11 protein-coding genes and 1 tRNA gene are annotated in these 13,889 nt (G+C 69.1%); 6 read left to right on the forward strand and 6 right to left on the reverse strand.

Annotated elements, in window-relative coordinates; all coding sequences use genetic code 11:
- Positions 1-19: 19 nt before the first annotated feature.
- Entirely contained in the window at positions 20-2,599 is a 2,580-nt protein-coding gene (locus tag AC0HS0_RS02220) for a CDP-glycerol glycerophosphotransferase family protein (RefSeq protein WP_472961363.1), read from the reverse strand.
- A 61-nt stretch (positions 2,600-2,660) separates the two neighbouring features.
- Positions 2,661-3,191: a MarR family winged helix-turn-helix transcriptional regulator gene (locus tag AC0HS0_RS02225; RefSeq protein WP_472961364.1), complete on the reverse strand. Its 531-nt coding sequence runs from the start codon at positions 3,189-3,191 to the stop codon at positions 2,661-2,663.
- An 82-nt stretch (positions 3,192-3,273) separates the two neighbouring features.
- On the opposite strand from AC0HS0_RS02225, the gene AC0HS0_RS02230 reads away from it, so the two are divergent.
- The 3 genes from AC0HS0_RS02230 to AC0HS0_RS02240 all read left to right on the forward strand — a co-directional run bounded on the left by AC0HS0_RS02230 (position 3,274) and on the right by AC0HS0_RS02240 (position 5,833).
- A tRNA-Gln gene (locus tag AC0HS0_RS02230) sits at positions 3,274-3,345 on the forward strand.
- 67 nt (positions 3,346-3,412) lie between these two features.
- Complete coding sequence (glmU, locus tag AC0HS0_RS02235; protein WP_472961365.1) at positions 3,413-4,855, forward strand: bifunctional UDP-N-acetylglucosamine diphosphorylase/glucosamine-1-phosphate N-acetyltransferase GlmU; 1,443 nt, start codon at positions 3,413-3,415, stop codon at positions 4,853-4,855.
- Positions 4,856-5,833, forward strand: a complete 978-nt coding sequence (locus tag AC0HS0_RS02240) for a ribose-phosphate diphosphokinase (RefSeq protein WP_472961366.1) — start codon at positions 4,856-4,858, stop codon at positions 5,831-5,833.
- An 82-nt stretch (positions 5,834-5,915) separates the two neighbouring features.
- On the opposite strand, the gene AC0HS0_RS02245 is transcribed toward AC0HS0_RS02240, so the two are convergent.
- From AC0HS0_RS02245 to AC0HS0_RS02260, 4 genes are all read right to left on the reverse strand, one after another.
- Positions 5,916-6,263 (reverse strand): hypothetical protein, encoded by a 348-nt coding sequence (locus AC0HS0_RS02245; protein WP_472961367.1) that lies wholly within the window; start codon positions 6,261-6,263, stop codon positions 5,916-5,918.
- A gap of 133 nt (positions 6,264-6,396) precedes the next feature.
- Positions 6,397-7,857: an NADP-dependent phosphogluconate dehydrogenase gene (gene gndA / locus AC0HS0_RS02250; RefSeq protein ID WP_472961368.1), complete on the reverse strand. Its 1,461-nt coding sequence runs from the start codon at positions 7,855-7,857 to the stop codon at positions 6,397-6,399.
- A 104-nt stretch (positions 7,858-7,961) separates the two neighbouring features.
- On the reverse strand, positions 7,962-9,377 hold the full coding sequence (uxaC, locus tag AC0HS0_RS02255; RefSeq protein WP_472961370.1) for a glucuronate isomerase: 1,416 nt from the start codon (positions 9,375-9,377) through the stop codon (positions 7,962-7,964).
- On the reverse strand, positions 9,374-10,453 hold the full coding sequence (locus AC0HS0_RS02260; protein WP_472961371.1) for a LacI family DNA-binding transcriptional regulator: 1,080 nt from the start codon (positions 10,451-10,453) through the stop codon (positions 9,374-9,376). The genes uxaC and AC0HS0_RS02260 overlap by 4 nt, the downstream gene beginning before the upstream one ends.
- A gap of 148 nt (positions 10,454-10,601) precedes the next feature.
- On the opposite strand from AC0HS0_RS02260, the gene AC0HS0_RS02265 reads away from it, so the two are divergent.
- The 3 genes from AC0HS0_RS02265 to AC0HS0_RS02275 are packed head-to-tail and all read left to right on the forward strand — an operon-like array spanning position 10,602 to position 13,886.
- Positions 10,602-11,963, forward strand: a complete 1,362-nt coding sequence (locus tag AC0HS0_RS02265) for an extracellular solute-binding protein (protein WP_472961372.1) — start codon at positions 10,602-10,604, stop codon at positions 11,961-11,963.
- 13 nt (positions 11,964-11,976) lie between these two features.
- Entirely contained in the window at positions 11,977-12,957 is a 981-nt protein-coding gene (locus AC0HS0_RS02270) for a carbohydrate ABC transporter permease (protein ID WP_472961374.1), read from the forward strand.
- Positions 12,954-13,886 carry a carbohydrate ABC transporter permease gene (locus AC0HS0_RS02275; RefSeq protein WP_472961376.1) on the forward strand — a complete coding sequence of 311 codons (933 nt, stop codon included), beginning with the start codon at positions 12,954-12,956 and terminating at the stop codon, positions 13,884-13,886. Before AC0HS0_RS02270 ends, AC0HS0_RS02275 begins: the two co-directional genes overlap by 4 nt.
- Positions 13,887-13,889 lie beyond the last annotated feature (3 nt).

Below are 13,889 nucleotides of genomic sequence, written 5' to 3' on the forward strand. Positions count from 1 at the left end.
TCCGCGCACTCGGCGGACTTCAGCGGATCTTCTGTGTACTCGACGGTTCGTCGGTGGAGGTGGGCGCGGCGGGCGCGTCCAGGGAGGCCGGGGCGGCAGGGTCGGGCTGGGCGCCGATCGCGCGGTAGAACTCGGCGACCGCCTTGCGGTTGTAGCCGGCCCAGTCGAATCCGCCGTCGGGGACGTCTCCGCGCAGGAACGCGCGCAGCCCGTCGGCGACCCCGTCGACCGACTGGGGCACGACCAGGCCGCTGCCCTTCGGCAGGGCGTTCTTCGCGGAGGCGAACTCGACGGTGACGATGGGCAGCTGCAGCACGAGAGCCTCCAGGATGACCATCGGCTGACCCTCGTAGTCGCTCGACAGCACGAAGCAGTCGGCCTTCGCCATGATGGCGTGCGGATTGGGCTGCATGCCGGTGAGGAACACCGAACCCTCCAGCCCGAGGTCGGCGACCACGGCCTCCAAGTGCCCGGCGAGCGGGCCGGAGCCCACGATCAGCAGGCGCGTCTTCGGGTTCTCGGCGTGCACCTGCGCGAAGGCGCGGATGAGGCGCTCCTGGTTCTTCTCCGGCGACAGCCGGCCCACGTTCACGAAGGTGGTCGTGCCCTCGCTCGGCGCCAGCAATTGCTCCGCCCAATCGGGGATGCTGCCGGTCTCGTCGTCGAAGGTGAGCTCGTGGAGGTCGGCCGCGGCGTTCTCGAGGATGTGCTCGGCGTCGACGGTGTTGAGCGCCGAGCGGAACCTCGCCGGCTCCGCGTACTCCGCCAGCGAGGCGCGGTTCACCTCGGACAGCGTCGGCGAGACCGACACCAGGTGGTCGTACTGCGCGTAGAGCGTGAATAGCTGCGTGAGCGAGTGCAGCATCCGCTTCTCGCCGTTGACTTCGCGGTGGGCGTCGGCGGCGAGGTCGTTGTGCATCCAGATCGAGCGCTGGGCCTCGGGGGAGTGGAGGAGCAGGATCGCCCAGAACGGGCCGTAACCGGAGAAGTCGACCACGTAGTCGAAACGGCTGTCGCCGAAGCAGCGGTACCACTCGTCGTCCCACAGCTGGTTCTGCGCGTCGGTCTCGGCGTGCTGGGCCGTGCGGCCGCGGCGGAAATCGAGGTGACGTGCCAGATGGAGCAGCTTGGCGCCGTTCATGCCGCCGACGCGCGGGAACTGGCGGACGGCCGGGTGGATCTGGCGCTGCTTTGCGATGATCGTCTGCGAGCCGCTCTGGGCGAAGAACGCGGAGACGTCGTAGCGCTCGTGGTCGAGGTTGTTGAGCAGGTTGAGGGCCGAGGTGGTGATCCCGTTCGGGCGCATGCCGCCGAGGTAGAGCAGGATCTTCTCGCGGCCGTCGTCGTCGAGGGAGGTGCGCAGACGGTAGCCCTCGCGCGCGCCGCGGAACACGATGTCGATGACGCGCTCGGAGGCCGAGCCGTCGTCGTAGGGGGTGAACCGGCGCTGCATGTCGAGGTAGCGCTCGCGCGACTCCGCCGGCACGCGGTCGTCGTCGGCCGCGATGGCCGCGAGCGCGTCGCCCAGCTCCCGGGCCGACATGAGCGTCGGGCCCGGCCATTCGTCGGGCTCGAAGTAGAGGCCGCGCGTTCCGGCGTACTCGGCCAGGTCGGGCGTGAAGAACAGGATCGGCCGGCCGGTGCGCAGATAGTCGAAGAAGATGCTCGAGTAGTCGCCGACCAGGATGTCGGTGGCGCCGAGCACGAGGTTCGTGGGGATCTCGTTGGGCACGAGCATCCGCGCCAGCTCCGGTCGGTCTGCGGCCAGCGCGTGCACGGTCTGATGCGTCTTGACGAGCACGGCGTAGCGGCTCGTGTCGATGCGCTGCTCGACTTCGTGGAGGTGCGCGAGCAGGGCGTCGAGGTCGTCCTCCGGCCGCCCGAACGTCTGACCCTTCCAGGTGGGCGCGTACAGGATGATCTTGCGGTCGCCGAGCGGGATGCCGGAGGCCACGAGCCGGCGCCGGACGTCGTCGCGCTGTGCATCGTCGAGGAACTGCCGGTCGACGCGTGGGTAGCCCTCCTCGATGATCGTGCCGCGGTAGATGCCGTCGAGCTTGTAGGCGCTCTGGTACATCTGGTCGGCCATGAACGGGTTGGCCGCCAGCAGGTAGTCGGCCTGCACGAAGTTGCGCACGATGTTGGCGGTCGCGAGCGCGCCGTCTTCGATGTCGTAACCCATGCGCTTGAGCGGGGTGCCGTGCCAGGTGTTCAGGTAGACCTGCCCGAGACGCTTGGAGAAGTCGAAGGGGAAGGTCGCGTTGTTGACGAGGTACTGGCTCGTGGCGATGGCGCGGTAGTACGCGGCCGACCCGTAGCGGACGAAGGTCACGCGGGGGTCGTCGGCGAACTCCTCGACCGCCGCCCGATACCGGTGGAGGTCGGAGAGCGCCCAGATGTGGGTGAGGTGTTTCAGATCGGGTGCGGCGAGCAGCTGCCGGAACAGCGCCTCCGGGTTGTCGAGCATTCCGTTGCCGGAGAAGGACTCGTAGAACACCGAGCCGAGGACGAGCGGCTGCCGGCGCCAGTGCGCGTGGATCTCGAAACGAGCGGCGCGCTTCACTCGGGACGGCAGGCGCTTCAGGCGGGAGAGTCTCATCGCGGTCGAGTTTATGAGAGCGGGATAACAGTCTCCTGGGAAGCGCTCATGGAGAAGCTGGTCACGCCTCCGCGTCGAACCCGAGGCTGAGCTTGCGCAGCAGGCCGGCCAGACGTTCCTGATCGCCGAGGGAGAGCGACTCGAGGAGGTCGGCCTCCGCGTCCACCAGGCGGGTGATCGCGGCGTCGACCCTCGCGAGCCCTTGGGCGGTCATCTGCACCAGGATCCCGCGGCCGTCGTTGGGGTCCGTCCGTCGCTCGACGAGGCCGCGCGCCACCAGCCGGTCGATCCGGTTCGTCATCGTGCCCGAGGACACCAGGGTCTGCTGGAGGAGCGACTTGGGGCTCAACTGGAAGGGCGAGCCGGCGCGACGCAGCGCGGACAGCACGTCGAACTCCCACGAGTCGAGGTCGGAGCGCTCGAATGCGCTTCGGCGTGCCCGGTCGAGGTGACGGGAGAGGCGGTCGACGCGCGAGAGCACCTGCAAGGGCGAGAAGTCGAGGTCGGGACGCTCACGGAGCCAGGCGCCGACGATGCGGTCCACCTCGTCGCGCGCCGCACTGCGCGCCGTCCCGTCGTGTGCGTCGGCCATCCCTCCATGCTATTCGCCAGGCCCGGCGCCCGCGGCGGCACGCGCGGCCGAGTCTGGCAGACTGTGTGTGCGCGTTGCGCGGTCCGCCTTGGTGTAATGGCAGCACGACAGCCTTTGGAGCTGTGAGGTCTAGGTTCGAGTCCTGGAGGCGGAGCGACGTCTGCAGCCGAACCGACCCAGCTCGAACCGACCCGACCCGTCACCACCGCACCGGGAGCATCATGACCGACCAGAATCTCGCCATCGTCGTTCTCGCGGCCGGGCAGGGCACCCGCATGAAGTCCGCGACGCCCAAGCTGCTGCACCCCCTGGGCGGCCTCCCCGTCGTCGGACACGTGCTGGCGACCGCCCGCGAGCTCGACGCCGCCCGCGTCGTCGCCGTCGTGCGGCACGAGCGCGACCGGCTCGCCGAGGTGATCACGGCCGACCTGCCGGACGCCGTCATCGTCGACCAGGACGAGGTCCCGGGCACCGGCCGCGCGGTGGAGCAGGCCGTCGCCGCCCTCCCGGCCGACTTCGCAGGCGACGTCCTCGTGGTCAACGGCGACGTTCCGCTGCTCGACGCCGAGACACTGCGCGAGCTCGTGGCGGCCCACCGGGCCGGCGGGGCGGCAGCGACCATCCTGTCGTCGTTCCCGGCCGACGCCACCGGCTACGGCCGCATCGTGCGCACCTCCGAGGGGCACCTCGACCGCATCGTCGAGCACAAGGACGCCAGCGACGCCGAGCGCGCCATCGGCGAGATCAACGCTGGCATCTACGTCTTCGGCGCCGCCGCCCTCCGCGACATGCTCGCGAACGTGACCACCGACAACGCTCAGGGCGAGAAGTACCTGACCGACGTCATCGGCTTGCTGCGGGAGGCCGGCTTCGACGTCGACGCCCTGCCGGTCTCCGAGTCGTGGCTGGTCGAGGGCATCAACGACCGCGCGCAGCTCAGCGAGGCCGCGGCCCGGCTCAACGCCCTGGTCGTGCGCACCTGGCAGCTCGCCGGTGTCACGGTGCAGGACCCGGCGACCACGTGGATCGACGTCACCGTCACCCTGCAGCCCGACGTCACCATCCTCCCGGGGACTCAGCTGCGCGGGGCGACGGCCGTCCGCACCGGCGCCACCATCGGCCCGGACACCACCCTCCTCGACACCGAGGTGGGGGAGGGCGCGACCGTGACGCGCACCGACGCCACCCTCGCCGTCATCGGCGACGGCGCCACCGTCGGGCCGTTCGCCTACCTCCGGCCGGGCACGATCCTCGGCGCCAACGGCAAGATCGGAACCTTCACCGAGACCAAGAACGCCGTCATCGGGGCCGGCACCAAGCTGGCCCACTTCAACTACGTGGGCGACGCGGAGGTCGGCGAGTGGGGCAACCTCGGCGCCGGCGTCATCACCGCCAACTACGACGGTGTGAACAAGCACCGCACGGTCATCGGATCGCACGTGCGGATCAGCACGAACACGGTGCTCGTCGCTCCCGTTAGGATGGGTGACGGAGCGTACACCGGGGCGGGAACGGTCGTCCGCAAGGACGTTCCACCAGGCGCGCTCGCCATCACGGTCGCGCCGCAGCGCAACATCGAAGGCTGGGTCGCCGAGAAGCGGCCGGGCACCGAGGCCGCACGTGCCGCTGAGCAGAGCACGGCTGCGGAAGAGAGCGGAGAGTAAGTGTCAGGGATCACTGCCACCGGCCAGAAACGACTCGTTCTGATCTCGGGGCGTGCGCATCCCGAGCTGGCCGAGCAGATCGCCGAGTGCCTCGGCTCCGAGCTGGTTCCGACCGACTCCCGCACCTTCGCCAACGGCGAGATCTACGCGCGTTTCGACGAGAGCGTCCGCGGTTCGGACGCCTTCGTCATCCAGTCGCACACCTCGCCGATCAACGAGTGGCTCATGGAGCAGCTGATCATGGTCGACGCGCTCAAGCGCGCCTCAGCCAAGCGCATCACCGTGGTCGCCCCGTTCTATCCGTACGCGCGCCAGGACAAGAAGGGCCGCGGCCGCGAGCCGATCTCCGCCCGACTGGTCGCCGATCTCTTCAAGGCGGCCGGCGCCGACCGCATCATGTCGGTCGACCTCCACGCTGCCCAGATCCAGGGCTTCTTCGACGGCCCGGTCGATCACCTCTTCGCCATGCCGGTGCTGCTGGAGCACATGCAGCGCGAACTCGACCCTTCGACGCTGACCGTCGTCTCGCCCGACATGGGCCGCGTGCGCGTCGCCGACATCTGGAGCGACAAGCTCGGTGTGCCGCTGGCCATCATCCACAAGCGCCGCGACCCGCTGGTGCCCAACCAGGTCTCGGTCCACGAGATCGTCGGCGACGTCAACGGTCGCGTCTGCCTGCTGGTCGACGACCTCATCGACACCGGGCGCACCATCGTCAAGGCGGCGGAGGCGCTCAAGGCCAGCGGCGCGATCGGCGTCGTCGTCGCGGCGACGCACGCGGTGTTCAGCGACCCGGCTGTGGAGCTCCTGCAGTCCGACGCCATCGACTCTGTCGTCGTCACCGACACCCTCCCGCTTCCCGCGCACAAGCGCTGGGACGGTCTCACCGTCCTGCCGATCGCGCCGCTGCTGGCCAACGCGATCCGCGAGGTGTTCACCGACGGCTCGGTGACCTCCATGTTCGACGGCGCCGCCTAGGTTTCCTCCTCGAAGGGCACGTAAACGCCTCCAAGACTCGGTTTTGAGGGCGTTTACGTGCCCTTCGGCGTTGTTCGCGCGATCAGGGCAGGGCGTGCGGGGTCGACGGGATGAGGCCCAGTGGCGCGACAAAGGTGGCGTCGCCCTCCGTGTTGAGGGCGTAGCACTGCCATCCGGGTCCGGCCGGCGCGAACAGCTCGAAACGCGCGGAGGAGCTCACCGAGTCGGGCGCATAGTGCTGGGCGTAGACCGCGCAGGTGCCGGTCGCCGTGTCGGTCTGGATGCTGACCGTCAACATGATGCCGGGCAGCACCAGGGCGGTGAGGGCGACGACGACGAAGACGCGCGTCGCGATCGTGCGACGGCGCCCGCGCAGCGGTCGGTCCGACGGATCGTACTCCGTCAGCTCCGGGTGGTCCTCGAACGTCACGCTTACGAGTCTGAGCCGCGCGCCCCGCGATTGCAACCGAGGGCGCAGCAGACGACGAAGGGCACGTCGTTGTCGTTTCCGAGCGGGGAAAGCGACAACGACGTGCCCTTCGGCAGGCCGGAACGGCGCGAGGCTAGTGCGAGGAGCCTTCGGTTTCGATCTCGGTGCGGTCGCCCGACCACAGCGTGTGGAAGATGCCATCCTTGTCGACGCGCTTGTAGGTGTGCGCGCCGAAGAAGTCGCGCTGCCCCTGCACGAGCGCGGCCGGAAGACGGGTGGAGGCGAGCGAGTCGTAGTACGACAGTGCCGACCCGAAGCCGGGCACCGGTACCCCGTTGAGTGCGGCGGTGGCGACGATGCGGCGCCAGGCGGCCTCGCCCTCGCGGACGGCGTCGGCGAAGTACGGCGCCTCCAGCAGGGTGGCGATGTCCGGGTTCTCGTCGTAGGCGTCGGCGATGCGGTTCAGGAACTGGGCGCGGATGATGCAGCCACCACGCCAGATCTTGGCGATCTTGTCCTTGTTGATGTGCCAGCCGTACTTCTCAGCGCCGGCGATGATCGCATCGAAGCCCTGCGCGTAGGCGACGACCTTGGAGGCGTAGAGCGCCTTGGAGACGTCGTCGGCGAACGCTTGCACGTCCTCCGCTTTCTGCACCTCGGGGCGGGAGGTGATGGTGGCCTGCACGGCCGCGCGCTGGGCGGGCTTGGAGGACACGGCGCGAGCGAACACAGCCTCTGCGATCCCGCCGACCGGGATGCCCAGATCCAGTGCGTTCTGCACCGTCCAGACACCGGTGCCCTTGGACCCGGCCTGGTCGAGGACGATGTCCACGAACGGCTTGCCGGTCTCGGCGTCCACCTGGCGCAGCACCTCGGCGGTGATCTCGATCAGGTACGACTCGAGGTAGCCGTTGTTCCACTCGGCGAACACGTCGGCGATCTCGGCAGGCTCCAGGCCGCCGATCGTGCGCAGCAGGTCGTACGCTTCGGCGATCAGCTGCATGTCGGCGTACTCGATGCCGTTGTGGATCATCTTCACGAAGTGCCCGGCGCCGTCGGTGCCGACATGGGTCACACACGGCTCGCCCTCGGCGACCGCGGCGATGGAGGCCAGGATCGGACCGAGGGTCTCGTACGACTCGGCCGATCCGCCGGGCATGATCGAGGGGCCGTTCAGGGCGCCCTCCTCACCGCCGGAGATCCCGGCGCCGACGAAGTGGATACCGGTCGGGGCGATCCGCTTCTCCCGCTCGATCGTGTCCTGGAAGTTCGCGTTGCCGCCGTCGACGATGATGTCGCCCGGCTCGAACCGCTCCACCAACTGGTCGATCACGGCGTCGGTGCCGCGTCCGGCCTGCACCATGATGATCGCCGTGCGCGGCTTGGACAACGACGCCACGAACTCGTCGATCTGCTCGGAGGAGACGAACCCGGCCTCCGGATGCGCGTCCACCAGTTCCTCCGTGCGCGCGTACGTGCGGTTGAAGACGGCAACAGTGTTCCCCTCGCGCGACGCGAGGTTACGGGCCAGATTCGACCCCATCACCGCCAGACCGACGACTCCGATATTGGCCGTTGCGTGGTTCTCAGGCACGGAGGACTCCTTCGTTGAGATGGTTTGCGTCCAGCGTAGCCGCACCGCCACGCGTGGATTCGTTGTATGACGATTCGGTTGTTCGACCCACTTGGCGCGGGCCGCTACCCCAGCCGGAACGTCCCCCTCGGGATGTCGTCGACGAGCCTCCGCGCGATCGCGAAGGCGTCCTCCTCGTCGAGCTGGTGGGTGACTACCAGGGAGGCCAGGAAGGACGCGTCCACCCGGCGCGACATGTCGTGGCGGGCGGGGATGGAGCAGAACGCGCGGGTGTCGTCGATGAAGCCGCTGGTCTTGGTGAAGCCCGCGCTGTCGGTGATCGCGCGCCGGTAGCGCAGGATCGCGGCGGGGGTGTCGAGGAACCACCAGGGGGCCCCGGCGTACACCGAGGGGTAGAAGCCGGCGAGTGGCGCGATCTCGCGCGCGAACGTGGTCTCGTCGACGGTGAAGAGCACGAGCCGGAAGGTCGGGTTCGTACCGAAGTCGCGCAGGATGGGCGTGAGCGGCTCGGTGAACGCCCCGACCGCGGGCAGATCGTGCCCGGTGTCCGGCCCGTAGGCCTCGAAAGTCGGGCGGTGGTGGTTGCGGTGCACGCCGGGGTGCAGTTGCATCACGAGCCCGTCCTCGGCGGCCATCTCGGCGAGCCGGTAGAGCATGTTGCGACGGTAGGCGACGGCCTCCGCCGCGGTGAGCGAGCCGTCGAGCGCTGCACGGTGGATGCGGGAGGCCTCCGCCGCGCCGAGCGGTTCGCTCCCGGCGTCGAGAACGCCGGTGTCGGTCGCCGTTCCGCCCGCGGCCGCGAACGCCCAACGCCGCGCGCGCAGGGCCTCCAGCAGTCCCTCGTAGCTGGAGGTGTCGACGTCGGCGCGCGCGGCCAGCGTCTGGAGCCGCCCGGCCCAGCCAGGCTCGTCCGGGTGCATGTAGCGGTCGGCGCGGAAGGTCGGGATCACCCGGCCGGTGAACGTCGGGTCGGCGGCCAGGCGCGCGTGTGCCTCCAGATCGTCCGCAGGGTCGTCGGTCGTCGCGAGTACCGCGATGCGGAAGCGGTCGAACAGGGCGCGCGGCCGGAATTCCGGTGAGGCGAGGGTGGCCTCCAACTGGTCGTAGAGCGCGTCGGCGTTCGCGGCGGAGGGCTGCTCGGTGAGGCCGAAGACCTCGCTGAACTCCGATTCGAACCAGAACCGCACGGGGGTTCCGAGGAACGCGTCCCAGTGCTCGCAGAGTGTCCGCCAGATCTCGCGGCCCGAGGCGGGGGAGGCGGCGCCGTTGCGCGCGAGGCCGAGCGCGTCGAGCGGGACGCCGACCGCGTGCAGCATCCGAGTGACGTAGTGGTCGGGGGTGATGAGCAGCGCGGCGGGGTCGGGGAAGGGCTGGTCGTCGGCCAGCATCGCCGCAGGCACGTGGCCGTGCGGCGAGTAGATCGGCGCGTCGACGACCGCCGCGTGCAGACGCCGTGCGAGGTCGCGCTCAGCGGGATCGGCGGGGAACAGTCGGTCCGGATGCGGGGCGAGCGCGGTCATCCGCGTCCTTTCGTCGATGCGGGCGATGTGGTCGGCGAGGCGGCGGGCCCGGTGGAGGCGCGCACCGTCAGATGGGTGGGGAGCGTGGCCGCCTGGCGCGCGACCGGCGCGGCCCCGTCGTCCAGGCGCGCGAGCAGCATCGCGACGGCGGTACGGCCGGCCTGCTCGATCGGGGCGGTGAGCGTGGTCAGCGGCGGGTTGCAGAAGTCGGCACCGAAGATGTCGTCGCAGCCGACGAGCGAGACGTCGCCCGGTACGTCGACGCGGCGCTCGCGGAACCGGGCCAGCATCCCGATCGCGAGGAGGTCGTTGAACGCGATGCAGGCGGTCGAGCCGGCGTGCAGAACAGCGTCGGCGGCCGCGGCGCCGGCGTATTGCCGCGGCGCGAACGGGCCGACGCGGAGGGCCTTCACGCCGTAGCCTTCGGCGGCTCGGGTCAGCGCACGCCAGCGGCGCTCGTTCGACCAGGAGGTCTCCGGCCCCGATGCGTAGACGATCTCGCGGTGCCCGAGTGACACCAGGTGGCCGACGGCCTGCTCGACGCCGTTGGGCGTGTCGATGAACACGTTCGCGACGCCGCGGGTCTGGCGGTTGATCGCGACGAGCGGCACCTCGTCGGCCAGCGCGGTCAATCGGCGGTCGGTGAGACGGGAGGCCGCCAGGATCGCGCCGTCGAACGACGGGCGCAGCTTGTGCAGCATCCCGTCCTCCAGCTCGTCGGACTCCTCGGTGTCGACCAGGATCTGCGTGTACCCGGCCGCCTTCAGCTGCTGCTGCGTCCCGCGGATGATCCCGAAGTAGAACGGGTTCGTGACGTCGGAGACGAGCACCGCGATCGCCCTGGTGCGGCCGCTGGTGAGGGCACGGGCCTGCGAGTTGGGGATGTAGTTGAGCTCCCGGGCGGCACGTTCGATGCGCTCGCGGGTCACGACGTTGACACGGCCGGGGTTCGAGAGAGCGCGTGACACGGTGGAGGTGGCGACGCCGCTCGCCGCGGCGACGTCCGCCAGCGTGGCCGGACGGTCTTGGGCGGCTGACCTGTGCTCCCGATGTCCGGCGCGAAGCTGAGGGCTCATGCGCCCATCACAGCACACGATGGCAATATTTGGCAAACGGTTGCAGTCGCTTTGCCATCGTCCCTAGGCTCGGCCGCAGCCCTCCCGCCTGCACCACATCCGGGGGGCATGATCTGCACGATCACCGTCCTCAAAGGAGAGTCACACGATGAGATCACGTTTCGCGCTGGCAGCGGTCGCCGGCATCGCCGCGGCAGGCCTGGTCCTGACCGGGTGTTCCGGCACCAGCGGCAGCAGCAGCACCGCGAGCAGCGGCAAGGTCGACGGCGCGGGCAAGACCCTCGACGTCATGATCGCCGCCAACACGCTCTACCCGACCGAGCAGCAGCAGTGGTTCAAGGACGTCTCCGCGCAGTTCCAGAAGGAGACCGGCGCCACCGTCAAGTTCGAGACCTTCGCCTCGGCCAACGATGAGCTGACCAAGATCCAGACCTCGGTACTGAGCGGCCAGGGGCCCGACATCTACGACCTCGGCACGACCTTCACGCCGACCGCGTACTCCACCGGCGCTTTCGTCAAGCTGACCGACGCCGACTGGACGAAGATCGGAGGGCGCGATCGCTTCGTCCCCGCCACGCTCGGCATCTCCGGCCCGGACCAGAAGAACGAGGTGGGCATCCCGTTCCTCAGCCGCCCGTTCGTGATGGCGTACAACAAAGACCTCCTGGCCGCGGCTGGAATCGACAAGCCGGCGACCACCTGGGACGGTCTCGCCGACCAGGCCAAGAAGCTCACCTCGGGCGACGTGCACGGCATGGCGATCGCCTACGCCGACAGCTTCGACCCGTGGAAGTTCGCCTGGGCGATGGCGATGCAGCAGGGCAACACCATCCTCGACGTGAAGAACAAGAAGGCGACGATCGACGACGCCGCCGTCAAGAAGGCCTACGAGACCTACTTCGGCTGGCTGACCGACGACAAGGTCGTCGACCCGGCCGCGATCGGCTGGAAGAACGCGCAGGCGGTCGCCGCCTTCGCGAACGGCAAGGCCGCGTTCCTGCCGATGGTCTCCTCGTCGTCGCAGGTGTCGCTCGACAAGTCGCCGGTCGCCGGCAAGTACGCGTACGCCGTGATGCCGACCGTTCCTCCGGGGGCGACCAAGCTGCCGAGCGACGGCAAAGCCGCCGCCACGATCATCTCGGGCGACAACATGGTGGTCGCCAAGTACTCGAAGAACCAGGACCTGGCGTTCGCGCTGGTGAAGATGCTCACGAGCACCGAGAACCAGGTGAAGTACACCAAGACCTTCGGCGACCTGCCGACGAACTCCGACGCGGCCAAGCAGATCGAGCAGGGCAACGACCTCATCGCGCCGATCCTCGACGCGGGCACCAAGGCCTACGGCACGCCGTTCACCGGAGCCTGGGGCGACACCCAGCTGGCCCTCGTGAACGTGGTCGTGCAGTCGATCCCTGCGCTGTCGTCCGGCAAGGTGTCCTCCTCCGACCTGGAGGCCAAGCTCAAGGCCGCGCAGACCACCGCGCAGAACTCGCTCAACAAGGCGAAGTGACGCGGAGCCCCTCATGTCGAACTCCACGCTGACCCCGCCTCCGGGCTCGGTCGTGACGGGCGGGTCGCCCGCGGGGACCACCCCCGCGGGCGGCCGCCCGGCCAAGCGCCGCGACGGCGAGCGCAACCGGCCGCTCTGGATGCTGCTGCCCGGCGGCATCCTCATGCTCCTCATCATCGTGGTGCCGCTGATCGTCGCCGTGGTGATGTCGACCCTCGACCTCGACCAGTACACGCTGCAGAGCTGGCTGCAGGCCCCGTTCATCGGCCTGGGCAACTATGTGGAGGCCGTCACGGCCTCCCCGCTGCTGCGCTCGATCGGGATCAGCGTCTCATTCGCCGTGATCGCAGCCGTGGTGACCATGCCGATCGGCCTGGCCGCCGCGCTCGCCACGCAGAACCGCTTCCGGGGGCGGGCCCTGGTGCGTTCGCTCTTCCTCATCCCGTACGTGCTGCCCGCGTTCGTGGTCGGCACGCTCTGGCGCACGATGCTGCAGCCGGGAGGCGTCGTCGACTCGATGCTCGGCGCCGTCGGCATCCACACAGGGCTCTGGCTCAACGGCCCGCTCAGCTACTGGTCGCTCATCATCGTGCAGATCTGGACGTCGTGGCCGTTCTTCTACCTGCTCGTGCTCGCCGGCCTCCAGTCGGTCGACCACGAAGTGCACGAGGCGGCCGCCATCGACGGCGCGACCTGGTGGATCAAGCTCCGCGACGTCGTGCTGCCCTACCTGCGCGGACCGATCTTCCTCGCGCTGATCATCGCGTTCCTGCACAACATCAACGCGTTCACGCTGCCGTTCGTGCTGTTCGGGGTGCCCGCCCCGCAGGACGTGGACGTGCTCCCGGTGCTCACCTACGTGACCAGTTTCCAGAGCTTCCGCTTCGGGCTGAGCGCCGCCATGGCGATCTGCTCTCTGATCCTGATCGCGATCCCCCTGTTCGTCTATCTGCGAGCCGTGAAGCTCGATTCCGGAGAGGAGGAGCAGCGATGACCACCGCCACCCGTTCGCTCCATGCCGTCTCGCCCCGCGACGCGCGTCGTGCCGGGCGTCCCGGCCGCGGCCCGTCCGCCGACGTCACCCGCCTGCTCCCGCGGCCGCTGCTCGTGGCGATCATCACCGTGCTGCTGATCATCGTCCTCGGGCCCGTGCTGTACATGCTGTTCGCGTCGGTCAACTCCGACGTGGCGGTGGCCTCCGGGGCGTTCTTCCCGACCGAACTGCACCTCGACAACTACATCAAGGTCTGGAGCACGGTCGATCTCGGCACCGGGCTGGCGAACAGCGTCATCATCTGCGGCGCCGTCGCGATCGTCTGCGCGTTCCTCGCGGTCGCCACCGCGTACGTGCTCGTGCGGTACGAGTTCCGCGGCCGGCTGACCTTCCTGCGGGGACTGCTCGGTCTGCAGTCGATCCCCGGAACGCTGATGCTGCTTCCCGTGTTCGTGCTGTTCTCGTCGACCGCGTCACTGCTCGGCATCCAGATCATCGGGACGCGCTGGGCGGTGTTCATCACCTACCTGACGTTCGCGCTGCCGTTCTCGACCTGGGTGATGGTCACCTATCTGCGCGGCCTGCCCAAGGCGCTGGAGGAGGCCGCCCGCATCGACGGCGCCTCATCGTGGCGCATCCTCACGCAGATCGTCATGCCGTTGAGCTGGCCGGGCATCGTCGTCTCGGGCATCTTCGCGTTCCTGCTCGGCTGGAACGATGTGCTGTTCGCGTCGGTGCTGACCAACCCGGAATCGCGCACGGCGGCCGTGGCCCTGCAAGTCTTCGGAGCCACTCAGGAGGGTGGAGCGATCCCCCTGTACGGGCAGATGATGGCGGCGTCGCTGATCTGCGCCGTGCCCGTCGTCGTGCTGTACCTCGTCTTCCAGCGCTACCTGATCGGTGGGCTGACCAGCGGAGCAACCAAATGACCA

The sequence above is a fragment of the Leifsonia sp. PARNA 1/14 genome, from assembly GCF_055720965.1.

Excerpts from the sequence above, each read along its gene's own strand:
- AC0HS0_RS02220 (WP_472961363.1), bottom strand. The coding sequence starts at position 2,599 with ATGAGACTCTCCCGCCTGAAGCGCCTGCCGTCCCGAGTGAAGCGCGCC.
- AC0HS0_RS02225 (WP_472961364.1), bottom strand. The coding sequence starts at position 3,191 with ATGGCCGACGCACACGACGGGACGGCGCGCAGTGCGGCGCGCGACGAG.
- glmU (WP_472961365.1), top strand. The coding sequence starts at position 3,413 with ATGACCGACCAGAATCTCGCCATCGTCGTTCTCGCGGCCGGGCAGGGC.
- uxaC (WP_472961370.1), bottom strand. The coding sequence starts at position 9,377 with ATGACCGCGCTCGCCCCGCATCCGGACCGACTGTTCCCCGCCGATCCC.
- AC0HS0_RS02260 (WP_472961371.1), bottom strand. The coding sequence starts at position 10,453 with ATGAGCCCTCAGCTTCGCGCCGGACATCGGGAGCACAGGTCAGCCGCC.
- AC0HS0_RS02265 (WP_472961372.1), top strand. The coding sequence starts at position 10,602 with ATGAGATCACGTTTCGCGCTGGCAGCGGTCGCCGGCATCGCCGCGGCA.
- AC0HS0_RS02270 (WP_472961374.1), top strand. The coding sequence starts at position 11,977 with ATGTCGAACTCCACGCTGACCCCGCCTCCGGGCTCGGTCGTGACGGGC.
- AC0HS0_RS02275 (WP_472961376.1), top strand. The coding sequence starts at position 12,954 with ATGACCACCGCCACCCGTTCGCTCCATGCCGTCTCGCCCCGCGACGCG.